General features: G+C 53.0%; 24 protein-coding genes. 6 read left to right on the plus strand and 18 right to left on the minus strand.

The features are described 5' to 3' along the window. Nucleotides 1-156: 156 nt before the first annotated feature. From CHH75_RS11905 to CHH75_RS11950, 11 genes are all read right to left on the minus strand, one after another. On the minus strand, nucleotides 157-1,794 hold the full coding sequence (locus CHH75_RS11905; RefSeq protein WP_244908116.1) for a sensor histidine kinase: 1,638 nt from the start codon (nucleotides 1,792-1,794) through the stop codon (nucleotides 157-159). 12 nt (nucleotides 1,795-1,806) lie between these two features. Further along, nucleotides 1,807-2,517: a response regulator transcription factor gene (locus CHH75_RS11910; RefSeq protein WP_095264362.1), complete on the minus strand. Its 711-nt coding sequence runs from the start codon at nucleotides 2,515-2,517 to the stop codon at nucleotides 1,807-1,809. Between the two features lie 15 nt (nucleotides 2,518-2,532). Beyond that, nucleotides 2,533-3,618, minus strand: a complete 1,086-nt coding sequence (locus CHH75_RS25275; RefSeq protein WP_230875593.1) for a glycoside hydrolase family 76 protein — start codon at nucleotides 3,616-3,618, stop codon at nucleotides 2,533-2,535. A gap of 63 nt (nucleotides 3,619-3,681) precedes the next feature. Continuing rightward, on the minus strand, nucleotides 3,682-4,746 hold the full coding sequence (locus CHH75_RS25280; RefSeq protein ID WP_179292071.1) for a glycoside hydrolase family 76 protein: 1,065 nt from the start codon (nucleotides 4,744-4,746) through the stop codon (nucleotides 3,682-3,684). A gap of 17 nt (nucleotides 4,747-4,763) precedes the next feature. Beyond that, nucleotides 4,764-5,690 carry a carbohydrate ABC transporter permease gene (locus CHH75_RS11920; protein WP_413773592.1) on the minus strand — a complete coding sequence of 309 codons (927 nt, stop codon included), beginning with the start codon at nucleotides 5,688-5,690 and terminating at the stop codon, nucleotides 4,764-4,766. A 28-nt stretch (nucleotides 5,691-5,718) separates the two neighbouring features. Further along, nucleotides 5,719-6,606: a carbohydrate ABC transporter permease gene (locus CHH75_RS11925; protein WP_095398243.1), complete on the minus strand. Its 888-nt coding sequence runs from the start codon at nucleotides 6,604-6,606 to the stop codon at nucleotides 5,719-5,721. 27 nt (nucleotides 6,607-6,633) lie between these two features. Then, nucleotides 6,634-7,911, minus strand: a complete 1,278-nt coding sequence (locus CHH75_RS11930) for an ABC transporter substrate-binding protein (protein ID WP_095398244.1) — start codon at nucleotides 7,909-7,911, stop codon at nucleotides 6,634-6,636. A gap of 332 nt (nucleotides 7,912-8,243) precedes the next feature. Further along, a complete protein-coding gene (locus tag CHH75_RS11935; protein ID WP_095398245.1) occupies nucleotides 8,244-9,428 on the minus strand; it encodes a GntR family transcriptional regulator in 1,185 nt (394 codons plus the stop codon). Between the two features lie 225 nt (nucleotides 9,429-9,653). Next, on the minus strand, nucleotides 9,654-10,505 hold the full coding sequence (dat, locus tag CHH75_RS11940) for a D-amino-acid transaminase (protein WP_095264355.1): 852 nt from the start codon (nucleotides 10,503-10,505) through the stop codon (nucleotides 9,654-9,656). 168 nt (nucleotides 10,506-10,673) lie between these two features. Further along, nucleotides 10,674-11,450: an AraC family transcriptional regulator gene (locus CHH75_RS11945; protein ID WP_095398246.1), complete on the minus strand. Its 777-nt coding sequence runs from the start codon at nucleotides 11,448-11,450 to the stop codon at nucleotides 10,674-10,676. Nucleotides 11,451-11,466: 16 nt separating this feature from the next. After that, complete coding sequence (locus CHH75_RS11950; protein WP_095398247.1) at nucleotides 11,467-12,051, minus strand: LysE family translocator; 585 nt, start codon at nucleotides 12,049-12,051, stop codon at nucleotides 11,467-11,469. A gap of 240 nt (nucleotides 12,052-12,291) precedes the next feature. Here CHH75_RS11950 and CHH75_RS11955 point away from each other — a divergent pair, with 240 nt between their 5' ends. Then, nucleotides 12,292-12,795: a DinB family protein gene (locus CHH75_RS11955; protein ID WP_095264349.1), complete on the plus strand. Its 504-nt coding sequence runs from the start codon at nucleotides 12,292-12,294 to the stop codon at nucleotides 12,793-12,795. A 428-nt stretch (nucleotides 12,796-13,223) separates the two neighbouring features. Here CHH75_RS11955 and CHH75_RS11960 read toward each other — a convergent pair whose 3' ends face one another. After that, nucleotides 13,224-13,415, minus strand: a complete 192-nt coding sequence (locus tag CHH75_RS11960; RefSeq protein ID WP_095398248.1) for a hypothetical protein — start codon at nucleotides 13,413-13,415, stop codon at nucleotides 13,224-13,226. A gap of 30 nt (nucleotides 13,416-13,445) precedes the next feature. Continuing rightward, entirely contained in the window at nucleotides 13,446-14,300 is an 855-nt protein-coding gene (locus tag CHH75_RS11965; protein ID WP_095398249.1) for a helix-turn-helix domain-containing protein, read from the minus strand. A gap of 112 nt (nucleotides 14,301-14,412) precedes the next feature. Between CHH75_RS11965 and CHH75_RS11970 the strand changes: the two genes are divergently transcribed. Then, nucleotides 14,413-15,564 (plus strand): epoxide hydrolase family protein, encoded by a 1,152-nt coding sequence (locus CHH75_RS11970; RefSeq protein WP_095398250.1) that lies wholly within the window; start codon nucleotides 14,413-14,415, stop codon nucleotides 15,562-15,564. Between the two features lie 298 nt (nucleotides 15,565-15,862). On the opposite strand, the gene CHH75_RS11975 is transcribed toward CHH75_RS11970, so the two are convergent. Continuing rightward, nucleotides 15,863-16,591: a hypothetical protein gene (locus tag CHH75_RS11975; protein ID WP_095398251.1), complete on the minus strand. Its 729-nt coding sequence runs from the start codon at nucleotides 16,589-16,591 to the stop codon at nucleotides 15,863-15,865. Then, nucleotides 16,584-17,141 carry an RNA polymerase sigma factor gene (locus CHH75_RS11980; RefSeq protein ID WP_176475543.1) on the minus strand — a complete coding sequence of 186 codons (558 nt, stop codon included), beginning with the start codon at nucleotides 17,139-17,141 and terminating at the stop codon, nucleotides 16,584-16,586. The genes CHH75_RS11975 and CHH75_RS11980 overlap by 8 nt, the downstream gene beginning before the upstream one ends. 387 nt (nucleotides 17,142-17,528) lie before the next feature. On the opposite strand from CHH75_RS11980, the gene CHH75_RS11985 reads away from it, so the two are divergent. Further along, a complete protein-coding gene (locus tag CHH75_RS11985) occupies nucleotides 17,529-18,257 on the plus strand; it encodes a type II toxin-antitoxin system prevent-host-death family antitoxin (protein WP_095264341.1) in 729 nt (242 codons plus the stop codon). 310 nt (nucleotides 18,258-18,567) lie between these two features. On the opposite strand, the gene CHH75_RS11990 is transcribed toward CHH75_RS11985, so the two are convergent. After that, nucleotides 18,568-19,158 carry a TetR/AcrR family transcriptional regulator gene (locus tag CHH75_RS11990; protein WP_095264340.1) on the minus strand — a complete coding sequence of 197 codons (591 nt, stop codon included), beginning with the start codon at nucleotides 19,156-19,158 and terminating at the stop codon, nucleotides 18,568-18,570. A 170-nt stretch (nucleotides 19,159-19,328) separates the two neighbouring features. Here CHH75_RS11990 and CHH75_RS11995 point away from each other — a divergent pair, with 170 nt between their 5' ends. Beyond that, complete coding sequence (locus tag CHH75_RS11995; RefSeq protein WP_095264339.1) at nucleotides 19,329-20,264, plus strand: ketopantoate reductase family protein; 936 nt, start codon at nucleotides 19,329-19,331, stop codon at nucleotides 20,262-20,264. Nucleotides 20,265-20,367: 103 nt separating this feature from the next. On the opposite strand, the gene sstT is transcribed toward CHH75_RS11995, so the two are convergent. Beyond that, a complete protein-coding gene (gene sstT, locus CHH75_RS12000) occupies nucleotides 20,368-21,597 on the minus strand; it encodes a serine/threonine transporter SstT (RefSeq protein ID WP_095398252.1) in 1,230 nt (409 codons plus the stop codon). Between the two features lie 286 nt (nucleotides 21,598-21,883). On the opposite strand from sstT, the gene CHH75_RS12005 reads away from it, so the two are divergent. Both CHH75_RS12005 and udk read left to right on the plus strand, forming a co-directional pair. Then, the gene (locus CHH75_RS12005; RefSeq protein WP_095264337.1) at nucleotides 21,884-22,195 is read left to right on the plus strand and encodes a YbjQ family protein; all 312 of its coding nucleotides are present in this window, start codon (nucleotides 21,884-21,886) and stop codon (nucleotides 22,193-22,195) included. Between the two features lie 281 nt (nucleotides 22,196-22,476). Next, nucleotides 22,477-23,112, plus strand: a complete 636-nt coding sequence (gene udk, locus CHH75_RS12010; RefSeq protein ID WP_095398253.1) for a uridine kinase — start codon at nucleotides 22,477-22,479, stop codon at nucleotides 23,110-23,112. A 173-nt stretch (nucleotides 23,113-23,285) separates the two neighbouring features. Here udk and CHH75_RS12015 read toward each other — a convergent pair whose 3' ends face one another. After that, the gene (locus tag CHH75_RS12015) at nucleotides 23,286-24,206 is read right to left on the minus strand and encodes a proline dehydrogenase family protein (protein ID WP_095398254.1); all 921 of its coding nucleotides are present in this window, start codon (nucleotides 24,204-24,206) and stop codon (nucleotides 23,286-23,288) included. Nucleotides 24,207-24,264: the final 58 nt, after the last annotated feature.

Here is a 24,264-nt window from a genome sequence, read left to right on the forward strand (position 1 = left end):
CGATTGTATCCGTTTTCAAAAGGGGCGACTATGCAACGTTTTTCGGATTTATAGCAAGATTTGCATAGCTTCATCGGGACATGACTGCCCGCTGCGGATCGTGAAGCTTCAACCAGGAGATAGAGCGATGGAAGGCATAATCAACCGACAGCCACCCTACTGTCCGTAAGGTAGCGTGATCGTGACCGTCGTGCCAAGCTGAACCTTGCTCTCCACGGTGAGCCCGTATTCCTGGCCGTAGTACAGCTTGATGCGGTCGTTGACATTTTTGACGCCGCAGCCGCTGCTGCCGCCCTCTGCAAGCAGCAATCGTGCCGCCTTCTCCGGAGGCATGCCGACACCGTTGTCATGCACGCTCAGCTTCAGCTCCTGACCCGTGCGATAGACAGAGATCAGCAGCAGCCGATCCTCATCCGCCATATCCGCAAACCCGTGCTTGATCGCATTTTCTACGATAGGCTGCAGAATGAAATGAATGATCTCCTGACCGAGCAGCTCCTCATCAACGTCGTACTCAGCCTCGAAACCGCCGTCATGCATAATCAATTGCAGATCGATGTAGGCCTTGATATTATCCAGCTCGTCCCTGACCCTCACCCTGGTCTTGCCTTTGTTCAGCGTGGTGCGGTAGAACTTCGCCAACGCCGAAACGATGTAGCTTGTTTCGATATCCTGTTTCTTCACCGCCCGCCAGTTCATGAACGATAGCGTATTGTACAGGAAATGCGGATTGATCTGCGCAATCAGCTGGTTGTACTCACTCTCCCGCTTGGCGATTTCCGCCTCATAGACCCGCTTGATCAGACAGTTGATCCGGCCGAGCATTTTGGCAATGCCGTTGGTCAGTTCACCGATCTCATCTCTGGAGGAGCTGTAGATGACGACATCGAGATTGTTCTGCTCGACTTTGTCGACCTTGTTCTTCAGCCGGACGATGCGGCGGGTGAAGTTGCTGGAGAAAATATAGATCAGACAGAACGTAATCAGCAGACTGAGCATAATGACAAAAAAGGTGATTTTAAAAATCGTCAGCGCATTCAGATAGGCATTGGCATGCGAGATCGTGTACTCCACCGTCCAGTCGACGTTGTGCAGCGGCTTGCGGAGAACGGTCGTTTCCCGCGTATCCATCGGCAGCGCACTGACATACACCGGCCCACGGTCCCCGCTGATGATGCTGACCGAGATATGCTCGGACAGCCGGCTCAAATCGGCAAACAGGCTGTCGTGATGGATCGCAATCACCATATAATTGCTTTCTCTCCTGTTGCTGATCAGCTGCTGCAGCAAATAGACGCGCCCGTCATGGACGATCCAGCGTCTCCCCTTCTCCCCGTCATACCAAGGCTGCTGCTTCAATTCCGCGAGCGGCAGAATGTTCCCGCGAATCCCGAGCAAATCCCCGGACACATAGAACGTAATATCTTCAATATCTTCATCCATCAATTTCGTCTGCGCAATCAGCGGGTCTACGACATCCCGCAGGTCAAGGTACATCCGGAAATAGTTGCTGTCATAGTCCTTGAGGAACACGGCAGAGAACTCCCGGTTCAGCACGAGGAACTCGCACAGCATGTTATAGCGGTTGATTTTATAGTCGAGGATGCTCGCGACCTGGTCCAGGCTGGACCGGGCTTCATTCTCCAATTCTTTCATCTGGGCATGGTATGACTGGTAAAAAGACAGCGTGCCCAGCAGCAAAATGGGAATCAGCGCAATAATCAGGTGGGAGAGCAGCAGCTTGCCGCGAAATTTCAAATCATTGAACATGCTCTTGATCAGGCGTATCATCATCGTTTGACCGCTTTATCTTTCCCGGTATTGCAGCGGGCTGACGCCGTACTTGTTGCGGAACAGCTTGCAGAAATACGACGGATTGTCGATGCCGACAAAGGCCGCAATATCGTTGATTTTCATGTTGGAATGGAGCAGAAGATAATCGGCTTTGCGCAGGCGGTAATCCGTAAGGTATTTGGAGAAGTTAACGCCGGTCTCCTTTTTGAACAACAGACTCAAGTAGCCGGGAGACAGATAAACCTCATTCGCCGCCTCGGACAACGAGATGTCCCGTTGATAATGGTCCTTGATGAACTGCTTGACCTGCCGGATCACCTTCGATTCCTCCGTCTCGTGGTCGGGATCGGTATGCGGCTTCTCCTGGGTCACTTGCTCCATGACCTCCAGAAATTCGTCGATGTCCAGCGGCTTGAGCAGGTAATTGACGACCCCGAGCTTGATCGCGCTGCGGGCATATTCAAACTCGCCGTACCCGCTGCAGATGACAATCTGCAGGTTTTCCTGCGTTTGTCGGGCCAGCTTGCTCAGCTCCAGGCCGTTCATCATCGGCATCCTCACATCCGTAATCAGCAGATCCACGGCATAAGATTTAAGGATTTCTCCGGCTGCGGAGCCGTTGTCCGCTTCGAGGACATGACAGGGGAACTTGTATTGATGGATCAGGTTTTTGATCCCTTCCCGTTCCGTTGCTTCATCATCAACGACCAGTACATTCATCATCCCGAAACCTCCCTCTTACGGTTGATCACGCACGCGCTCAAGGGCAGCAGCTGCCTCAAGCAGCATCAATCCGCTAAGCTGGACACTGAGCTGCACCGGCAGCTGCGGTGGCGCATCCCAGCCCGGACCGCACAGCAGCGGCGAAGGCTGCATGCCTGCCTGCCACAGACGTTCCGCGTTGGCCAGAATGATGCTGCGGACACGCGGAACAGCCGGGTCGAAACGAAGGAGCTCCATCAAGTAGCGGATCAGGATGCCCTTGAACAGTCCGGTATCATCGATGCCTTCATCGGGCAGCAGCCCGCTGTCCGGGTCGGCAAGCACCTCGAAGCAGGCCTGCGCCGTCCGCCGGGCGTCCTCCATGTAGCCGGCTTCGCCGGTGCACAGATACAGCTCGACTCCAGCGCTGATGAACACACCCTGGCAGTAGGTAAACTTCCAGTCCTTATCGATGCGGCCATCGCCCAGCCGATTGACGCCATCCCAGACAAAGCCTGTCGACGGATCGACGAGATGGGCCTTATTCCAGTCGTAAATGCGCATGGCCCAAGCCAGGTCCGCTTCATCGCCGAAACGCCGGAACAGCCGGGCCGCCAGTATGGCGGCCGGCGCGTTGGCCGGGGTGTTCTTGTAATCCAGCTGATCCTTCTTCCAGGCCATCCCGCCGCCGCAATGCTCGTTCCACGCCGTCTGAATATCCAGCCACAGCTCCAGCGTTTTCTCCTTGTACCACGGATCGCCGAATGCATCATATGCCCGCAGCAGCGCCAGCGCTGTCCATTCCATATCGTCATAATAGTTATGCTTGAACGTGCCTCCGTTATACTTCTCCAGACTGCGGCAGAAACGCCCGATTTGCGCCGGCAATTCCGGATCGCCACTGCGCTCCCAGGCGTCTACCAGAACGTCGAGGACATGGGCTTGCCACCAGTAATAGAAGTTGTCATCCGGCCGATTCTCCGTGCGCGGATACCATTGATCGAGAATTCCTGTGTCTTCATTCATGTAGCAGGCAAACAGGTCCCGATGCATTCTGGCTGCCCGATCTGCCCAGACGCCCCCTTGCGAGGATGTCAGGTGCTCGTCTTGCATTCCTTGCATTCCTTGCATTCCTTGCATTCCATGCATTCCATGCATTCCCTCCATTCCAGCCGCTCCCTTCCCTTACGCCCGTGGCGCAGAATTCAGCGCCGCCGCTTCCAGCAGCATGACACCGCTGAGCTGCGCGCTCAGCTGAACGGCCTCTCCCGATGCCGGCTTGCGGCCCCAATCGGTGCCAAAGAGCGGCAGTTCCTCCGTCGTCCCCTGCGCCTGCCATGCCGACTCTGCCTGGCCGAGAATGAACGCAGCCACATCCGCAGAAGCCGGGGCCGTCTTGGCCAGCTCCGCCAAATAGCGAATCAGAATGCCCTTGAACAGCCCGGCATCCCCTCCGCCTTCATCAGGGAGCAGGCCTGTTTCAGGCGAAGTGAATTCGCCCTGCACCACGCCGAACGTTCGCATCGCTGCTTCAAGATAAGACGTCTGTCCGCTCACCTGATACAGCTCCAGCGCCGCTCCGATGAATACCCCCTGACAGTAGGTGAACCTCCAGTCTTTATCAATCGTGCCATCGCCGGTCCGGTTCATGCCATCCCACACCAGTCCGGTTGCCGGATCAACCAGATGAGCCAGCTGCCAGTCGTAAATCCGCTGCGCCCACGCTAGATCATCCGGACTGCCAAACGCCTTGTACAGCCGTACGGCCAGAATCGCAGCGGGCGCATTGGCCGGGGTGTTTTTGTAATCGAGCTGGGACTTCTGCCAGGCAATGCCGCCGCCCATCTGCTCATTCCAACCGGTCTTGATGTCCTCCCATAACGTCAGCACAGCCGCTTTGTACTTCGGCTCGCCCGTCGCTTCGTAAGCCCGCAGCCAGGCCAGCGCCATCCATTCCATATCGTCGTACAGCTCATTGGGCCAGCGACCGCCGTTGCGCTCCAGAATACCCTCATGGAAATCCCGCAGCCGCTGTGCATACCGCTGATCTCCGGTTCGCAAAAGCCCGTCAACCAGCACGTCAACCGCGTGAGCCATCCACCAGTAATGAAAAATATCGTTGCACAATCCGTCCTCGCACGGCGTCTGAATATTGTACATGCGAATGCCGTCATTCCAGAACAGCTCGTCAAGCGCGCGCTGCGCCCGGTTGGCCCGTTCCTGCCACACTTGTGTTGTTGTTATGTTCATCTTATCTCTCCTATCTCCTATCCCTTAATTCCGCTAAACGCAATGCCTTGAATGAAATATCGCTGCAGCATGAGGAAAAGCACCAGTATCGGCAGAATCGCGACCAGCGCGCCCGCCATCATCGGCCCGTAATCCGTCTGATAATTGTATGAAAAAGCCTGCAGCCCCATTTGGATCGTCGCTTTGGCCGGATCGTTCAGCACGATCATCGGCCACAGGAAGCTGTTCCAGCCTGCCTGAAAGGTGAAGATCGCCAGCGTGGCCAGCGCCGGCTTCGTCAGCGGCAAGTATATGCGCCAGAAAATCCGGAATTCCCCGCAACCTTCAATCCGCGCCGTCTCCATCATGTCACTCGGCAATGTGAGGAAGAACTGGCGCATGAAAAACACCGCAAACGTTCCCGAGGCGCCCGGCAGAATGATGCCCCAAAACGAGTTCATCAGACCGTAACCGCCGCTGCCGAACAGGTCGTTACCGCCGGCAAACGGGATATGCCGCAGCACATACACGCTCGGAATCATCGTCACAATGCCCGGAACCATCATCGAGATGAGCAAAATCCGAAAGAACGGCTTATTCATCCTGAAGTTCAGCTTGGCAAACGCATAGCCGCTAAGCGACCCGAAGAACAGATTGAGCAGCACACCAGCCGTGGCCAGCACAAAGGAGTTCCAGAAATACAGGCCAAACGGCACCGTCGTAAACGCGTTGTAATAGTGCTCAAACGTAATGTTGGTCGTGATCCATTTGATCGGCATGCTGAACATCTCGTTGTCCGGTTTAAATGAGGTCAGCACGCTCCAGTAAAAGGGCAAAAACATCACGACGGCAATCACGCTGCAGATCACGTAAAAGATGATGTTCAGCCCGCGTTTTCTCATAGGCACGCCCAGCCGCTCGGGCTGGGGGTTACTCTTCGTTTGCGGAACACTGTCTGCCGTCATCATCGTCGACCTCCCTTCAGCCGACCGTTCATACGATCGGCTCCTCCGCTTTGGTAATTCTCATGCTGATGATGGAGAATACAAGGATCGCCATCGCCAGCACAAACGCCTGTGCCGAAGCATAGCCCATCTGCAGCTGATTGAAGCCCTGCTGGTAAATCAGATACACCGGCGTCTTGGTGACATTGGCCGGACCGCCCTGGGTCAGGACGAACGCCTGGTCGAACAGCTGCAAGGCCCCGATAATGGCCATGACGCTGACAAGAAATGTCGTCGGTCGAAGCTGCGGCCAGGTAATGTAGCGGAAACAGGCGAATCGTGACGCCCCGTCCAGGCGGGCCGATTCATACAGATGCTCCGGCACGCCCTGCAGTCCCGCCAAATAAATGATTATGTTGGAGCCGACCGATTGCCATAGCGTCATCACGATGATCGACAGCATCGCCGTCTCCGTCTGGGACACCCAGGCCGGGCCGGTAATGCCGAGATAGGCCAGCAGGCCGTTGATCAGGCCATATTCCGGGTGCAGCATCCAGATCCACACGGTCGCCGCAGCGACGGCCGAGGTCAGTGTTGGCAAGTAGTAAAAGGTGCGGAAGAGCTTGACCCCGACCTTCCGTTTGTTAAGCAGCATCGCCAGCAGCAAGGATATTAGCAGATTCAGCGGCACGAACACGACCGCATAATACATGACGTTCAGAAACGTCTGCCACAATAGCGCATCGCCGGCCAGGCGCCGGTAATTGTCCAGCCCGACCCAGTCATGGCTGCTCAGCACGTCATAATTGGTGAAGCTGAGATACAGGGCCATGACAACAGGAATGACCATAAACACGGCAAACAGCAGCATGGTTGGTGTGATGAACAGATAGGCCATTCGGGCCTGATGCTGTCCAAGCTTATTGACGGATGCCATACTTCCCTCTCCTTTCGGCGGGGCTTGTTACTCTACCACCGCGTTGTCTGCAAGTAGTTTGTCACCTTGCTCCTGGGCTTTGTTCAGCGTATCGTCCAGGCTCTGCTTGTTCTGCATGAACAGCTCCAAATTCGGGATCACTGCGTTCTCCTCCATGACGGAGTATCCCGGATGCGTCGGACGTGTCTTGGCAAACTCCAGCGTCTCCGTGAATGGCTTCCACAGCGGATCTTCGGTGAAGAATGGATCTTCCAGCGCCGGCTTGAAGCCAGGCATGTTCAGGCTCGTTTTGGCCCACAGCAGGGCGTTGTCCTTGTTCGCCGTCCACCATTTAATGAATTCCCACGCTTCCTCCGGATGCTTGGAGCCCTGCGGAATGACCAGACCGAAGCCGCCCATCACACTGCCCTGTCCGCCATTTGGCCCGCTCGGCGGCGGCACGATGCCGTAATCGAGATCCTGGCCGTATTTGTTGTACGTGCTCATCATCCACGGGCCGGTGTACAGCATCGCCACTTTGCCGGTCACAAACGCATCGGTGCCTTCCCCGAGCCCTTCCTCAAAGCCGATTTTGTACACCTTGTGCTCGTTCAGCAAGCGCTGCCAAAACGCCAGTACCTGTCTGCCCTGATCGTTGTTGAAATTCGTCTTCCCATCCTCAGTCATCATCTGGCCGCCAGCCTGCTGCAAGTACATGTTAAACAGCCCCGGATCGCCCATTGAGAAGCCGGCCACCTCCAGCTTGCTGCCATTCCATACCGTAAGCTCCTTGGCCGCCTGCTCCAATTCATTCCAGTTCGTCGGCGGCTCCAGCCCTGCGTCTGCAAACATCTTCTTGTTATAGAACAACGCCCGGGCGTCTACCGTTAACGGCAGACCGTAGAGCTTGCCGTTATGTGTAAGTTCCTTTAACGATTCCTCGTAAAAATCTCCTTCGTCCAGGCCGTCCCTGGTCATGTATTCGTCAATAGGCCGCAGCACGTTCTTCGGTGCATAAAGCGAGGTTCTCCAGCGGTCCCAGAACAGAATGTCCGGCGCTCCACCGCTCGTGGCAGCGGTCAGAAACTTCGTGACCATGTCCTGCTGCAGCACGTATTTGACCTCGATTCGATCCTGCGATTTGTTGAATGCATCCACCATCGTCTCAAACTGCTTCTGGCCTTCGCCGCCCCAATCGCCCCAAAAGGTCAATTGAACCTTGCCGCTGCTGCTTCCCTCGGCTCCACTGCCACCGCTGCCTCCGCAGCCTGCCAGCAGTCCGCCGAACATCACCACCGTCAGCATCATGATCAGCCACTTTCTCATACATAAACCTCCCCTTGATTTAGGTTTGATAAATATAAAGCGCTTTCAGTAAATATAGTATATTGGCATGATATCATTATGTCAATAAACAAAAAAGAGCGGTTCGCTGATATGAATACATATATCATCTAGTCGAATCTGAACGGCCCCGCACATATAAGCGGACCAACGCAAAAGGACCTCAATCTCCACGATACTGTGGAATTTGAGATCCTTTCCGTTCTATATTGGCATGTGCTCATGTCCTACGGTCCTACGACGACTGCGCAGACAATCCCCTTGGAAAATCATGCTCCATAGTGGGACAGGCATGGAGCATGGTCTCAGCGCCGCTACTTGTTGTGGTGACGGGCCGGGCCTGTGGATTCCCCCTGCACCAGCTGAGCCGGAAGCTTGATCTTGTTCGCAGCCGGCTCCTGCTCCATGATGGCCAGCACGTTCTCCACCGCCAGCTTGCCCATGCCTTCTTCGTTTTGGCGCATGTGGGTGAAGGCATATCCTTCCCCGATCCGAAATGGCGGGCTGTCGAAGCAGATGATCGAAAGATCTCCCGGGATGCTTAACCCCAGGCGTGTTGCAGCAGCCTTCGCCAGCAGAGCAATATAATATTCAATCGCAAAAATCGCCGTAATCGACGGATGCTCCTGAAGATGCCGCATAATTCTGCTAATATCCCGCTCAATATTCTCATCATTGAAGGAGTTCGGCAGCGTGGAAGTCAGATCGCTAATCCACAGGCTGCGGTCCACCGCCACGCCGCGTCCGGCATGGGCCTGGACGAAGCCCTCAATCCGGTCCTCGACCGCAGACGTATCCACCGGCGGCGGGGACAAGAGGGCAATATGCGTATGCCCGAGGTCGAACAGATGCTCGGCCGCCACAGAAGCCGCCTTCGTATTGTCTGTGCTGATCGAGGCGGCAGCCACCCCTTTGATCTCCCGGTCGATCAGGACGAGCGGAAAACGCTCGATGACCAGCTTGAGAATTTCGGCGTTAAAGAACTCTCCCTGTGCCGGAAACACGATCAGCCCGTCGACGCCAAGCTGAAGCAGCTTGCGAATCGTGGCCTCTTCGTTCTCCTGGACGCCGAATGTCCGCCGCAGCACCAGAAAGCCGTCCAATTCCCGCGCGGCATCCTCCATTCCATAGATCAAGCGGGTGCCGTAGCTCCCGGCAAAATCGGTCAGAACCACGCCGATCAGCTTCCCGGCCTGCTCTTGACCGGCCCGGTTCACTCCCGCGCTGCCTTCATGCTGCCCGCTCACCGCCGCATCTCCCAAGTCAGCCTCCGGGTCTGCCACGAACGAGCCGCGCCCCGGCTTGCGCACGATCATCCGCTCGGCCACCAGCAGCTCCATCGCCTTCTTGCTCGTGATTCGGCTCACATGATACGCTTCGGCCAGCTCCTTCTCCGAAGGAATCCGATCCCCTGGCTTATAGTCCTGCGACAAAATCTGCCGCTTCATATCATCAAAGATCTTCTCGTACATCGGTTTGGACGAGGTCGTGTCACTCATGATAATCCTCCCGCATATCCTCCAAAAGGACTTGATATATATTATAATATATCATGATATATTGCCAATGTCGAATCATGTACAACAACGATTAGACATGACCAGGAAATAGCGTGAGCTGATGGAGGTAACACAGGCATAATAAAAGCCTGTTGAGTGCGAACGATCTCAACAGGCTGAACTCCTTCCCTGCTCCAGGAAAGAAGGTTTAAATTTACGTGCTAGTCAGCGCAGTCCCGGCGCTTCGGCAAGCCCAATCTTCTGCTCGAATCCGTTCTGCAGCAGCTGGGTAATGACGCCGGGAATCCCCGACCCCACCTGCGTACCGTTAATGATCGTAACCGGCATCACTTCCTTGATCGTGCTGGTGATAAACACCTCGTCGGCCTCCAGCAGCTCCTCCAGGGTAAAGGCGGTGTTCTGGTATGGAATACCGCTTTGCTTCGCCAACCGCTCAACCACCTGCTTCGTAATGCCGTCCAAAATCCACGGTCCGTTCGGATGGGTGTAGATTGTTCCGTTCTTGACCATCATCACATTGGATGAAGTCGCTTCTGTCACCCGTCCGTCGCGAATGAGAACCGCCTCTTCGGCTCCGGCCTCGGCCGCTTCCTGACGCGCCAGCGTGTTCGCCAGCAAGTTCAGCGATTTGATATGGCATTTGTGCCAGCGCTCATCTTCCAGGGAAATGACGGCAATGCCCTTTTTCAGCTGATCCACCGGCCGTGCAGCCTCTTCGCAGTATCCCAGCATCACCGGCTCAGCCGCTTCCGGAAACAGGTGCGAACGCTTGGCCACCCCGCGCGTGATCTGCAAATACAAAATGCCGTCCTTCCTGCCAAACGTCTCCGCCAGAGATGTCAGCATGCCAACCAGCTGTTCCTCATTCCATGGAATTTCTATACGGATTTCGCGCAAGCTCTTGAACAACCGGGTCAGATGGGCCTGCACCTCAAACAGATGACCGTCATAAATACGGAACACCTCATATATTCCGTCACCGAAATAGTAGCCGCGATCCAGGTAAGAGACCTGAATTTCATTGTCCTGCACGAGTCTGCCATTCCATAACAACATGATCTCCACTCCTGTCATCGTGATTTTGGGAAGTGATAAAAGAGTTATTTCCCCTAATTAAAGGACGTTTGCCCTCGATCGTCAACTGTTAATTTTAGCGAGTGTCCCCGAATAAGACCACTGGCGCTGATACTCCGACAGATCATGGAATGGCGAACGATGTAGCGGCTACTCAATATACGACAGATACTCCATGGCCGTGATGCCGTATACCCGCTTGAAATGGCGGTTGAGATGCGACAGGTCGACAAACCCGCAGGCGGCAACAGCCGAATAGATGTCCTTCTTCTGCTCGATGATGCGCTTGGCATGTTCCAGCTTGCTGTTCAAGAAGAAACGATACGGCGAAATGCCCGTGCTCGCTTTGAATGCCCGGATGAACTGGTACTTGGTCATGCCAAGCTCCCTGGACAGCTCATCAAGCTTTAACACGTCATTCAGACTGGCGTGGATCATGTCCTTCGCTCGCGTGATCAGGCGGTCGTTCCTCCGGGGCATGACCTGCATATCGATGTCTGAGAAATGATGCGCAATCCGGATCAGCATCTCGCTGCACACCGCTTCATCCTGATCGCTGAAGATGGCGCGAACCAGGCTTAATATGCTATGCTCCAGCCTGCGGTTATACACGATGGGTGCATCGAATTTGACGATGTCTTTTTTGCCGAGCAGATCCAGAAACAAGTCGGGCTGAATATAGATCATCACGTAGTCGATGCCGCTTCGGTCCTGGGCTCTTCCGTCATGCACCTGCTCCGGATGGAACAGCATGACGCCGTCCCGATAGGAGGACTGGAAGCTGCCGTCCAGGTTGTACTGCTGCACACCGCGCAGCGTCACGCCCATGGCATATTCCTCATGGCAGTGCTTGACGTAAGTGAAGTCGGCCATGCTGGCAGTCAGCGCCGTGATGCCTGCTCTTTTTTTATAGATAAATTTGTCCATGTCGACTCCCCCCCATTTACCTCAGCAGTCCTGATACCTCGATCGCCGAATACACCAGCAGCAAAGCCAGGACGATGTTCGTGGCCTTCTGATGCCGCTGCAAAAATTGTTTAAACACCATGCCAAACAACGCCCAGGTCATAAACGCCATAAAGCCGATCACTGTAATGACAACGACAAACACCGATAAAGCCGCCGCTGAATGATAATAGGGCATGACATAGCCGGGGATGACGGTCATTGTGAACAGCCAGATTTTCGGATTGACAAACTGCATCATGTACCCGGATTTAAAGGTCGCCGCCTGCGTGTCCGCATCCCCGGACAGCTTCATCGTACTTACCTGATAAGCCAGATAGAGCATATACAGACTCCCGATGATCTGCATTACGACGATGATTTTGGGCAGCGCAGCCACCATCACCTGGTTGAACAGGGCAGATACCGCCAGCAGCATGCCGAAGGCAGCCGTCGCTCCGAACATGTATCGAAAAGCTTCTTTTATTCTAACACGATGCGCAATGGATAAAATGGCGATGTTGGTTGGCCCCGGTGTAAAGGTGGCGATAACACAATACGTTAGAAACGATAATAAGCTCATGACTGTACCTCCATGCATTTTCATGCATGATACACCTGGGGGCAACTTTCGGTATAGTACGATATTGCAGCGGGACAGCATCCTTTAGTCCAAACATCGAATTCGGCAAATTTAGCACGGAGATTGGAACCATTTTCCCATTGAAGTACAATATTCACGGGCCTTACTCGGGGAAAGTTGCGAGCATTAAGGGGTTCCCTATAAAAAAAGGATTGCGATGAAAGGAGCGAAATGTAAATTATGTATGCAGCTATCGAGCAATTTCTGAACGATTGGAAACAGGAGGCTGAGCTGACACTTGAAGTGCTGGACAAGCTGACAGACGCTTCATTAAACCAAGCGGTGTCAGAGGCCCAGCCGCGCACGCTCGGCGATATCGCATGGCATATCACCCAGAGTGTCAGCGTATTCTTTAGTCAAATCGGGCTGGAGCAAGAGATTCCTTCTCCTGAGGGATCTGCCGCTGCCATCGCTGAGGCTTACCGCCGTAGCAGTGAATCGGCCATTACCGAACTCCGCAACAAATGGGCAGGACAGGACGAGAAGCTGCAGGAGCCGGTAAAGCTATTTGGCTTCATTGAAACCACGAATGCCGGTGTACTGAATACCCTTGTTCGCCACCAGATCCACCACCGCGGCCAGCTCACCATCCTGATGCGTCAGGCCGGACTGGCAGCGCCAGGCGTGTATGGGCCGAATGAGGAAGAGACGGCTGCAATGAGCGCCGCGAGGGAGCAGTCGTAGAACTGACGGTAAGGGGCTGTGTAGCGGAAACTCGTTAAGGCTGCCAGAGAGGCTGTTGAGCTGAGTTATTGGATCGAATATTATAAATAAGAGCACAAGGGGGCTCCTGGTATCCCCGCTCACGACCTTTGCATGATTATCCCTTTCATTCAGGGAGCAGTGAGCGAGGATCTGGAGATTGAGTTGGGGGAGGGGATCATCACTCGAGAAGGGAACTTAACCACACCAAAAAGAGACCGCCCTTCTAACCCCATGGCCGCCTCTCACAAACTTTGGATGTGGCCATGCTTTGGCCCAAATCGACATCCTCCTTCTTCCAACTTAGTTCAGCACATTTTAAGATAAGGAAATATCGTGGATGATTCAGATAGCGTACTTAAGCACATGAATAATTAAGCTGTATATCTAAGTGGAATGGACGCTTTGATCTACTTCTTCATTTTGACATACTTTACGAACCAATATAGAAAAATCCAGGGAAGAACATATAAGGTTGCCCACTCCACGAGACGAATGAAACCACTCACATCTATACCGTCTTTAAAAGTCTGGGTAGCCACAACACCAATAATAAAAATACCGATCATCAACAGAGACAACTTTAGCGGGTTTTTGAACATAAGAATTCCTCCTTCCTAGACCAGCCTCGACTATTGGACATTCGAAAATTTACGAGACATTACCCGATATGCCGTCGGCGTCATCCCGCGCTTGGATGTGAATTGTTTGATGAAATAGGTGTCGTACTCAAATCCAGTGGCCCGGGCGATATCATTCAGGTTCATGTCCGTATGTGTCAGCAGATCAGCCGCCACCTTCAGCCGATGGGAGAGCAAATAACCGATAGCTGTAGTCCCGCATCGTTCCTGGAACAGCTTGTTCAACGTTACCCGATTCAAATGGGCACACTTCGTCAGTTCCTCCAACGAAATTTTTCGGGAATAGTGGGTGTGGATATATTCCAGCGCCGCATCAACAGGCGATTGTTCGCTACCGTGACTCAAATCCTCCAGCAGTCCGAATATTTGGATGAGGTATTTTTTGATCCTGCATGCCCAGCGCTCATCACTTTGCGCATGTACTTCCGTGCCGAGGATGAAGAACCACTCAAATAATAAGGGGTAGGCTTTCTCGGTAATGCGCGGGACACCTGTATGTGATCCATCTCTTCGAAACAAGGCCAGTCCCGTTTGTATGCTCGGAGTCTGCGGAAAGTAATGCTGCGTTTCAGATAATTTCACAGAATGGAGAAAGTCGCGATGGAAGCGAAAAGATTGCGCAGCAACGTCTAGCTTCTCCATCACCTTCAGTTCATCAGCTTCGGACAAGCACAGGATGCCGGGAGCGGCAACGGAGATCGGCCGTTCATTCAAGATCCCGTTCAGCTTTCCGGACGTGATGAATACAAGAGACAGACGGTCAGGGTCAGGAAGCGCACGAAAGTCCTCCACAGCAAAAAAATCAATGTTCACCACACGATTTTTGAATCGGTCGATTTGCGGCATAGCAGTCACCTATAGTCAGATAGTATAGTTAAAAGCTTCATTTATGCCAGTGTACCATACCTGCATCAGGGATATAATGACGACGATGGAACAGACAAGGAGGGTGCTCAAGATGGCTATTGAACGATTTCATATTCACATCGCCGATGAGGTTCTGGATGATCTGAAATACAGACTGCATCATACCCGCTGGCCGGACACATTGGACAACCCAGGCTGGGAACGCGGAACGGAATTAAGCTACCTGAAATCGCTCGTTACGTACTGGAAAGATCATTATGATTGGCGAAAACACGAATCCGAGCTGAACAGCATGTCCCAGTTTATCTGCCATATGGACGGGATGGATGTTCATTATGTACATGAACGCGGCAAAGGGACTAACCCTCTCCCCCTCATTCTTACCCACGGATGGCCCGACAGTTATCTTCGGTATCACAAAGTCATCCCGCTGCTGACCGATCCAGCCAGCTACGGCGGTGACCCCGAGGATGCCTTTGACGTCATCGTCCCTTCATTGCCCGGATTCGGGTTCTCCAGTCGTCCTAAATATCCTGGCGTCAACAATTCACGCGTTGCCGAGATGTGGGCTGCACTCATGACCGAGCAGTTAGGCTACTCTAAATTTGCCGCCGCGGGCGGAGATATGGGCTCCGGGGTGACCCGATATTTGGCCGCCAACTATCCCGAAGTGTTATACGGCATCCATTTAACCGATATCGGGATTATTCGTGATCTTCTGGCTGCCACGGATCTGACCCAGCTCTCAGAAGAAGAGCTTCATTATAGGGACAACGCTTCGGCATGGATCGCACAAGAGGGCGGCTATATGTCCATTCAATCAACGCGCCCCCAGACGCTGGCGTATGGACTTTCCGACTCGCCGGCTGGTGTAGCAGGGTGGCTCCTCGAGAAGTTCCGGTCATGGAGCGATTGCAACGGTGATCTTGAACAGAAATTCAGCAAGGACGAGCTTATCACCCATATTATGATGTATTGGGTCACAAACACGATTGGTTCGGCAGCACATATGTATTATGAGAATACGCATTCTCTGCCGCCACTGAGCCGTATCGAGGTTCCGACAGGCCTTGCCCTATTCCAGGCCGATGTCTTACTGCCCCCTGAGGAATGGGCCAAACGCAACCTGAATATTACCCGCTGGACTAAGCTGCCACGGGGCGGGCATTTTACCGCTTTGGAAGAGCCTGAGCTTTTTGCGGAGGATATCCGGGCATTCTTCAGACCTTATCGAACGACATAACATGCAGGGAACGCGCGATGGTTTCAAGAGAAGAAAAGTCGGCCATAAAGAAGAGGCTAACCGGTCCGGTTAGCCTCTTCTGGATTGGGTTCGTGTCTCCCTGACCACGCACGTCCGATCTCCATTGCGAGCCAAAACACCGGGTTCAGTGTCCCGTACTTTGGTGTGCATATGATAGGTGAGATTATTCTAACGTAAGTTGATAGTTGCCATGCCCCTTCACCACTTCGCTCGCTTCAACTGTTATCTGATCCGCGCCAAGCTTTCGCCAGCCCGTGATATACCAGGCTAACGCAGATCATCGTGAATCCCGTTCCTCGAACTCATCAAGCGGCGTTCCCGTGTCATCGGTAGTCATCAGCTCAATCCAAGTGATCATCCGGGTATCATTAGACACCGTGACCTCAATCGCCTCTTCATAGACCATCGGAATCGAGTCCCGCAGCATCAGACGAAGCTCGTAGACGGTGCTCCCCGTATCTGGATTGTCCATCTCGATGTTGTCCTTAATGGAGTTAACCTCGTCCACGTACACCTCGTACACCCAAGGGCTGGACACATCATAGCGCTCAAGCAGTTGTTTAACGTCAGGAGCCGCCCAAATCTCCGGCGACGGGCCGCCCCAGATGCCAATCTCCCGTTTCATAAGCGCGGCTGCCAAGGTTACGATGGTGCGGTCGCTGCCCTCCCTGGTCTCATTCTCCGGGGAGCCCCACCAGTCGTAATTGCCACCGTCTCCGGGCTGGATGCCAGTCTGAATCGTTCCTCCCCCCTGATGGACCGGGCCAGGAGGATCCGGAGCGGTAACATATGCGGTATGGCTCCCGAACCAGATCCCCACACCAAGCAGTACCAACATGGCAGGTAGGACAAACACAGCCGTCCGGCTCCATCTGCTCCGCAATCGGCTCCGTTCTGCATTCCGGATCCGTTCCTCCACCCGTTCCATCATCTCTATCCCAAACCGCCGTTCCTTAAAAGGAGGTTGACCTAACCTCTGATCCCATTCCGGCTTCCATTCATGCATCCTTATTCGCTCCTCTCCAATCAGCGGCCGCCTTCTGCTTGGCCCTGTAGATTCGGGACTTCACCGTCCCTGATGAAAGACCCGTTATGGCGGCTATTTCATCCATGGACAGCTGGTGGTACACACTCAGCACCAGCGGATCGCGAAATTTGGCAGGCAGCTTCAGAACCTGCTGCCATAATTCATCCACCGCCTCCCGCTCCAAGTATTCGGACTCCGCCGATGGGGACGACGGCATTCCTGACGAGCCAGCCTCTCCTTCGTTCGGCGTCCGCTCCCCAAGCAGCACCACTCTGCGCAGAAACGCCCGCTTGAGATAGGAAAAGGCGGTGTTGCGTGTAATTGTGAGCAGCCAGGTCTTGACCGAAGCCTCCCCGCGAAAGGAGCCGTAACGTTGATAGGCTTTAATAAACACATCCTGCGCTACGTCATCCGCCGTATGTGTATTTCGGGTGATCGCATAAGCATAATTCCAGACGTCCTCGCCGTAAGCTTGCATCAGCGTCCGGATATCCGACAAACTCAATTCCCCGCCACGCTGAAACTCCATCTCCTTCAAGCCGCTCTCCTCCCTTTACCTAAACAGACTCCGCATAGAGGGGGAAAGTTCCCGAACAATATAAGTTGAACTGAAAAACGTTGTATTAAAAACGCGTCAACCAAAAAGCTAGAATGAACATGGACCAGTAAAAAAGCCAAATCAATAAATCCGCAGATGAGGCAAGCCCAGCATCCCTAAGATGCCGTAAGACTACCCAGCGGTACATTTTACCGATATCTCTGCATAGTTTGTGAAATCCAGAACAAATATTAGCTAATATGCCCTTATGGAATCATTGTTTTCATCTTAATTATAGTATATCTGCCTATTTTTCATTGATACCCACGTTTAAATTAGCTAGAATGAAATAAAGTTAGCTAAATTGAGGTGGATGTTATGCGAGTGCCTTCAACCGATATGCAAAACAATTTCGGAAAGTATCTAAAGTTTGCAGAAGCTAATGAGGAAATCATCGTGACGAGGAACGGCAGAGATGTGGCGCGATTGACAGCTTATACCGAAACGGATGAACTTGTCCTAAGGGAGGGAGCTGTGAAGTATTCAGCTGACAAGAACGACAGAGTCACCTACGAGGAATTCCTGGAACTGACGGAAGCGTCAGAACAGCGGTACGAGCTGATCGACGGCGTCGTATACAACTTGGCCTCCCTTTCGTACAAGCACCAGCATGCGGTACTTGTACTGCTTGGCACATTTTACAACTGGTTTAAGGGTAAATCCTGCACACCTCTAACTTCTCCATTCGATATTACTTTGAAGAAGGAGGAGGACAATATCTGTGTTGTGCAGCCGGATCTGGTTGTCATCTGTGATAAAGATCAAATCGATGAGAAGGGTAAATACAAGGGTACACCAGACCTGACCATCGAAGTGCTGTCTCCTTCCACGCGCAGCAGGGACATGATCCCGAAGCTTGATCTGTATCGGCAATGCGGCGTTATGGAGTATTGGGTTGTTGACCCGATTAAAGCTCAAGTCATTGTGTATTCCTTGTCAGACGGCGATATCTCCGATGTGAGCTATTACGCTCAAGGCCGTGACCCTTATGCGGAATCCCAACTGTATCCGGGTTTGCAAGTTTCAATCCAAGACCTATTCGCGTGAGGGGTATGATGCGGACAGCTTACTACTAAATACTCCAGCTCAGCTTACCGTTACAAACTTGCAGGTTACGGTTGGCAAGTTAACAGCCTGCGGGGGGTGCAACATAAAACTTACAGCTTGCACCTTGTACCTTGCAACCTGCGAACAGCCGCCCCCCAACGAACCTGGTGTCCACCCCGGTGTCCACCCCCAACATCCTAGCACACCACGATCCAGCTGGAAGGCGGCTAAGCTTGTTCCACACAATCATCTCAGGTGGATTCGTCTTCGGCTGATCCTTGTCATACCCCAGGCTTCAGTTTCAATACTGTCATGAATTCCTGTTAATGAATAAGTGACTCCCCTGTACAGTCAAACCCCGTTCCAGGCTTGCCAGCAGCAGAAGCACCTGATCCACCATTTCTTCCGGCTTGCAAGGCATGGAATGGACCATCCACCACTCTAGCAAACCGGTAATTCCTACGCTCAGAAACTGCACCATGACCTCCTCGTTAACACCAGGGTTGAGATCGGATTCCTTGATGTATTGCTCGACCCCTTGTTTGGTCATCTCCATCATCCGGTTGCGGAACACGGGCACGCCTTGGCCCGAGATCAGCACAGAGTAAATCGTAGCATTCTGCTCTAGAAATTCAAATGTGCTAAGCAGCAGCTTTTTGGAAGGAACCCTGTTCAACGCCCCGTCAGGCATACAGCTTTCCTCAAGCAAGTGCAGGTATGTTTCTATGCACTGATCCAGCAGATTGTACTTATCGGTAAAATGAAGATACACGGTTCCCCGGTTTACATTCGCGCGCTCCGCGATTTCGTTAATCGTTATTTTCTCAAAACTCTTCTCCCCCATCAGCTCGATAAAAGCTTCAAAAATGGACTGTCTCGTTTTGGCAATACGTCGATCCATATGAACCTCAGCTCCTTTTCTTAGACACGATGACCCCAATATGTTGAAAATTGAACAAAATCAACAATTTTAGCGATTGATCCGCCGTTTGCGCTGATGCTACTGTAATTGTAAATCAACAAAAGTTAATTTTTCAACAGATGTTTATTTAGAGAGAGCGAGGAGAACAAATGAGAATATTGATTTATGGAGCGGGCGTACTAGGCAGTTATCTGGCGCATGTGCTGGTGCGGGGCGGCAATGACGTCACCATGCTGGCGAGGGGGAAACGAGCTGAAGAACTGAAGCAGGATGGGCTCGTCATCCGACATCATATACAGCGGAAGACAACGGTGGATCGAACGCATGTGATTGAATCGCTGGCAGATCATGATAGCTATGACCTCATTTTTGTCGTGATGAAATATACCGATTTCCCGGCAATTCTGCCGATTCTGGCAAAGAACCGCAGCCGCAATATCATACTGGTGGGTAATAATACAGATGCACATCAGATGGAGGAATACCTTCAAACCCATAGCGACACGTCCAAGCATATCGCCTTCGGATTCCAAGTAAGCGGCGGCCGACGCGAGAAAGATCGAATGGTCGCTGTCCGCTTCGGCGCCGGGGAGATGGTGATTGGCGGATTGAATGGGGATATTCCTTTTAAGGCCGTGCTTGACCAGGCTTTTGCCAAGACAAAGTACAAGCTAACCTATCACGATCAGATGGACGCTTGGCTTAAGAACCACATCATCCCGATACTAGGGCTCAATATCGCCACCCGCATTCATGGTGGGCAGATGAATAAGGTCGCTCGCGACACCAAGCTGCTGCGCCTCGCCATCGAAGCAGTAGATGAAGGATTTCAAGTGCTGGAGACGCTAGGCTATCCCCTTGTTCCAGCCAAACAAGCCCAATTCATACGCAACCGCAAATCCATGATGCTTGTGCTGCTAAAGATCTATCATCGGTTGTCAGTGAGCCGAATGATCGACGGAAATTTCAGTGAGATCGAGGCGCTCACCCGTGTGTTCAACGATTGGAAAAACGAAGCAAGCATTCCGACACCCGCTTGGGACCAGCTTCAGCAGCTGCTAAAGGACAAGACAGGGGCTGTGTAAGTATTAAAAAGAGGCTGTTCCTTATGGAACAGCCTCTTTAGCTGTCTGCGGCAAGCAGAACGCAGCGGATGTTAGGTGCAGCTTGCTGCAGGGACGAAATGGCTTAGGCATTCACCAGCGGTTGATTGCCTTCCTTGCGCTGCTTCGCGCGCTCCGCTGTTGCGGTAAACAGCACATCCGATGAGGAGTTCAGCGCCGTCTCGAAAGAATCCTGCAGTACGCCGATGATAAAGCCTACCCCGACCACCTGCATCGCCACATCATTGGAAATGCCGAACAGGCTGCACGCAAGCGGAATAATCAGCAGCGAACCACCGGCTACGCCGGAAGCGCCCACGGCGGATACTGCCGATACTACACTGAGAATAAGCGCCGTGCCGAAGTCCACTTCGATCCCGAGCGTATGCACCGCCGCCAGGGTCAGCACCGAGATCGTCACGGCCGCTCCCGACATGTTGATGGTAGCGCCGAGCGGGACCGATACGGAGTACGTATCCGGATTCAGCTTTAACTTTTCGCACAAACGCATGTTAATCGGTATGTTCGCCGCCGAGCTGCGGGTGAAGAACGCCGTAATGCCGCTTTCCTTCAGACAAGTCAGCACCAGCGGGTACGGATTCTCACGCAGCTTCACATAGACGATCAGCGGGTTCATAACCAGCGCCACGAACAGCATGCATCCGATCAGCACGAGCAGCAGCCGGCCATAGTCCAGCAAACTGGCAAGCCCATTGGTCGTAATGGAATCAAACACAAGTCCCATAATCCCGAACGGCGCAAATTGGATCACCCATTTCACAATTTGGGACACCGCATCTGCCCCGCTGGAGATCAGGCTTTTCGTGCCTTCCTTCGCATTTCGCAAAGCGATGCCAAGCAGAATGGCCCATGCGAGAATACCGATGTAATTCGCATTCATCAATGCGCTGACCGGGTTATCCACGATGTTAAACAACAGCGTCTCGAGCACCTGCACGATCCCTTCGGGCGGGGTAAGGTCTGTTGAACTTGTAACCAGCGATAGTCTCGCGGGAAAAATAAAGCTGGCAATCACCGCCACGAGTCCTGCAAGAAACGTGCTGATCCCATACAGCACAAGAATGGACTTCATATTGGTCTTGCGGCCCTTCTGATGGTTCGAGATCGCCGACATGACCAGGAACAGGACCAGGACAGGAGCAACGGCTTTGAGCGCCGATACGAATAGCGTGCCGAACAGACTGAAGCCTGCCGCACCCGGAACGATCAGGGCCAGCACCACCCCTACAATAATTCCTGCCAGAATCCTTTTTACAAGACTGATTCGGTTCCACTTAAGCATGAGTTCTTTCATCGTATTCCTCCGGATCCACAATAATATCACTAAGCACCGTTTCGACGCTGTAATGAGCTATAGCGTTAGTTTATCATGTAAAGGGTCTGTTGTGTGAGACTGGAATATTATGTATTCTTAAAATAAATTCTACTATAACTATTGCCGACAGAACAGTCCTATAAATTCGTGGAACCCCTTGCGCCGAGCCAGCGTAATAGAAGACAATACCTAAGCTTGTTGCTTTAAGCACAGTTGTACCGATCTTCAGGCAATAACAAATCGATATGAAAGAAGGAAAATTGCTATGATTATTACGACGACATCCACCATTGAAGGTTATCCGGCTCGAAGATACATCGGTGTTGTGACCGGGGAAGTCATTATGGGCGCCAATGTGGTGCGGGACTTCCTGGCGTCCATTACCGATATTGTCGGCGGGCGCTCCGGCGCTTATGAGAACAAGCTGAGCGAAGCCCGAGATGCCGCACTTGCCGAGATGGAGGAGCAAGCGGTGCGTCTTGGAGCCAACGCGATCATCGGCGTGGACATCGACTACGAAGTCATCCGGGAAGGGATGCTGATGGTCGCCGTCAGCGGAACCGCTGTCGTAGTGTAATCCTGTATCGCATTCGCACTGCGTGCAGCCCGAGCGTGCGGTGTTAGGCTACATGACGGCGGCCGGTCGACCACATGTGACCTTCATATGTGGTCGACCGGCCGCACACGCCAACACGTGCCAATATGAGCTGTTCTCAGGCGAATGCGGCTTACCCAATCTTCACTTACGCACTTTCCAGATCCACTCCCAGCTTTTGCCCTATCCCCTATAGTGAAAATAAGAGCAAGCTATGCTACAATAATGGAATTGTAATGTTTAGGGAGGGTAATGGATTCGCCATGCTCATCATTGGTATCGCCGGCGGCACCGGATCAGGGAAAACGACAGTAGCCCGCTCCGTCATTGACCGACTCGGATCAGATAAAGTAACGTTCATTTCACAGGACAATTATTACAAGGATCACCAGCATCTCAGCTTGACCGAAAGGGAGACCATCAACTATGATCACCCGTTCGCGTTCGATACGGAGCTGCTGGTCGAGCATCTGCAACAACTGAAAGCCGGCCAGACCGCGCAAGCCCCCGTCTATGATTTCACCACGCACTCCCGGTTCCCGGACAGAACTGTGGAGCTGAGACCGAATCACATCGTCATCATCGAAGGGCTGTTTGTGTTGTCCGACGAGAATCTCCGGAAGCTGCTGAACATCAAAGTGTTTGTGGACACCGACCCGGATGTCCGCATTCTGCGCCGGGTGGTACGGGACATCGAGGAGCGCGGGCGGACGATCCAGTCCATTCACCAGCAGTACTTGTCTACGGTGAAGCCGATGCACGAAGCCTTCATCGAGCCTTCCAAGAAATACGCCGACCTGATTATCCCGGAAGGCGGGGAGAATGAAGTCGGCATTCAGCTGCTGTCCATTCTGACAGAAAAATATATAACGGGGGATCATTCCCTCTCCGGCGAATAAGCCGGAGCGAAAGCCATACCAAGCGAGCATCCGCCGTGACGCTTCCGCTTAACTGCAACCTCTTCCCGATTCGCTTCAGACCTTGTGAAGACTGAGCCGAACGGGAGGGGGTTTATTGTTATCTGCCTGTTGATCATTCTGTGAGGGTATATCCGCATATCTGCTCCGGACAATCATTTAAACATATTCTTCAGCACCATCATCAGATTGGCCGGCTTCTCCGCCAGCCTGCGTGTAAAGTACGGGTACCACATCGTACCATAAGGCAGATAGCAGCGCACCCGGTAGCCATCTCTGGCAAGCGCAGCCTGATCATTCATGCGCAATCCGTACAGCATCTGGAATTCAAAAGCCTGTTTATCAATGCGCTGCTGCTTTGCAAACACCTTGACCCAGTCGATGATCTTATCATCATGGGAAGCAATGGCCGTGTACACGCCTTGGTCCAGGTGAAGCCGGATGATCCTTTTGTAATTTTCGATAACCTCATCTTTCTTCTGATATGCAATCGAGTTCGGCTCCTTATATGCCCCCTTCACCAGACGCAAGTTGACCCCGGCCTTCATAAGCGCTTTCACATCCTCCTCCGTCCGGTGCAGATAGGCCTGCATGACCGTCCCGACATTCGTCAGCCCTTCGGCATGGAGCCGAAGCGTCATGTCTATTGTAGCCTGGGTATACGGCGAGTCCTCCATATCGATACGGACAAAATTGCGATGCTGCTTCGCTTTCTCCACAACGGCTTTTATGTTCTCGTATGCCGCCTTCGGGTCCAGCGCAAGTCCCATCTGGGTCGGCTTCAGCGACACATTCGACTTGACCTTTCTGCTGGCGATGCCTTCAATCAGCCGCAAATACTCTTCCCGGTAGACCGCCGCCTCATCCAGACTCGTGATCCCTTCGCCGAGGTGGTCCAGCGTGACCATAATCCCCTTCTCGTTCAGCCGCTCGATTTCATCCAGCGCCTCATCCAGCGTATCGCCGGCAATAAATCTTCTCGCCAGCTTCTTCCCATATTTAATGGACAACCATTTTACAACCCTGTTCCCGGACACCGTCAGCACAATTTTGCGGTAAAACTCGGTACCGTCCATGGCCAAGCTCCTCCTTTGCAAGGTAAGAAAAGAAGCCCCTTACTTCCTTCACGGGTGT

The sequence above is a fragment of the Paenibacillus sp. 7541 genome, assembly GCF_002276395.1.
Taxonomy (GTDB): domain Bacteria; phylum Bacillota; class Bacilli; order Paenibacillales; family Paenibacillaceae; genus Paenibacillus_AQ; species Paenibacillus_AQ campinasensis.

Excerpts from the sequence above, each read along its gene's own strand:
- CHH75_RS11905 (WP_244908116.1), bottom strand. The coding sequence starts at position 1,794 with ATGATGATACGCCTGATCAAGAGCATGTTCAATGATTTGAAATTTCGC.
- CHH75_RS11910 (WP_095264362.1), bottom strand. The coding sequence starts at position 2,517 with ATGATGAATGTACTGGTCGTTGATGATGAAGCAACGGAACGGGAAGGG.
- CHH75_RS25275 (WP_230875593.1), bottom strand. The coding sequence starts at position 3,618 with ATGCAAGGAATGCAAGACGAGCACCTGACATCCTCGCAAGGGGGCGTC.
- CHH75_RS25280 (WP_179292071.1), bottom strand. The coding sequence starts at position 4,746 with ATGAACATAACAACAACACAAGTGTGGCAGGAACGGGCCAACCGGGCG.
- CHH75_RS11920 (WP_413773592.1), bottom strand. The coding sequence starts at position 5,690 with ATGACGGCAGACAGTGTTCCGCAAACGAAGAGTAACCCCCAGCCCGAG.
- CHH75_RS11925 (WP_095398243.1), bottom strand. The coding sequence starts at position 6,606 with ATGGCATCCGTCAATAAGCTTGGACAGCATCAGGCCCGAATGGCCTAT.
- CHH75_RS11930 (WP_095398244.1), bottom strand. The coding sequence starts at position 7,911 with ATGAGAAAGTGGCTGATCATGATGCTGACGGTGGTGATGTTCGGCGGA.
- CHH75_RS11935 (WP_095398245.1), bottom strand. The coding sequence starts at position 9,428 with ATGAGTGACACGACCTCGTCCAAACCGATGTACGAGAAGATCTTTGAT.
- dat (WP_095264355.1), bottom strand. The coding sequence starts at position 10,505 with ATGTTGTTATGGAATGGCAGACTCGTGCAGGACAATGAAATTCAGGTC.
- CHH75_RS11945 (WP_095398246.1), bottom strand. The coding sequence starts at position 11,450 with ATGGACAAATTTATCTATAAAAAAAGAGCAGGCATCACGGCGCTGACT.
- CHH75_RS11950 (WP_095398247.1), bottom strand. The coding sequence starts at position 12,051 with ATGAGCTTATTATCGTTTCTAACGTATTGTGTTATCGCCACCTTTACA.
- CHH75_RS11955 (WP_095264349.1), top strand. The coding sequence starts at position 12,292 with ATGTATGCAGCTATCGAGCAATTTCTGAACGATTGGAAACAGGAGGCT.
- CHH75_RS11960 (WP_095398248.1), bottom strand. The coding sequence starts at position 13,415 with ATGTTCAAAAACCCGCTAAAGTTGTCTCTGTTGATGATCGGTATTTTT.
- CHH75_RS11965 (WP_095398249.1), bottom strand. The coding sequence starts at position 14,300 with ATGCCGCAAATCGACCGATTCAAAAATCGTGTGGTGAACATTGATTTT.
- CHH75_RS11970 (WP_095398250.1), top strand. The coding sequence starts at position 14,413 with ATGGCTATTGAACGATTTCATATTCACATCGCCGATGAGGTTCTGGAT.
- CHH75_RS11975 (WP_095398251.1), bottom strand. The coding sequence starts at position 16,591 with ATGCATGAATGGAAGCCGGAATGGGATCAGAGGTTAGGTCAACCTCCT.
- CHH75_RS11980 (WP_176475543.1), bottom strand. The coding sequence starts at position 17,141 with ATGGAGTTTCAGCGTGGCGGGGAATTGAGTTTGTCGGATATCCGGACG.
- CHH75_RS11985 (WP_095264341.1), top strand. The coding sequence starts at position 17,529 with ATGCGAGTGCCTTCAACCGATATGCAAAACAATTTCGGAAAGTATCTA.
- CHH75_RS11990 (WP_095264340.1), bottom strand. The coding sequence starts at position 19,158 with ATGGATCGACGTATTGCCAAAACGAGACAGTCCATTTTTGAAGCTTTT.
- CHH75_RS11995 (WP_095264339.1), top strand. The coding sequence starts at position 19,329 with ATGAGAATATTGATTTATGGAGCGGGCGTACTAGGCAGTTATCTGGCG.
- sstT (WP_095398252.1), bottom strand. The coding sequence starts at position 21,597 with ATGAAAGAACTCATGCTTAAGTGGAACCGAATCAGTCTTGTAAAAAGG.
- CHH75_RS12005 (WP_095264337.1), top strand. The coding sequence starts at position 21,884 with ATGATTATTACGACGACATCCACCATTGAAGGTTATCCGGCTCGAAGA.
- udk (WP_095398253.1), top strand. The coding sequence starts at position 22,477 with ATGCTCATCATTGGTATCGCCGGCGGCACCGGATCAGGGAAAACGACA.
- CHH75_RS12015 (WP_095398254.1), bottom strand. The coding sequence starts at position 24,206 with ATGGACGGTACCGAGTTTTACCGCAAAATTGTGCTGACGGTGTCCGGG.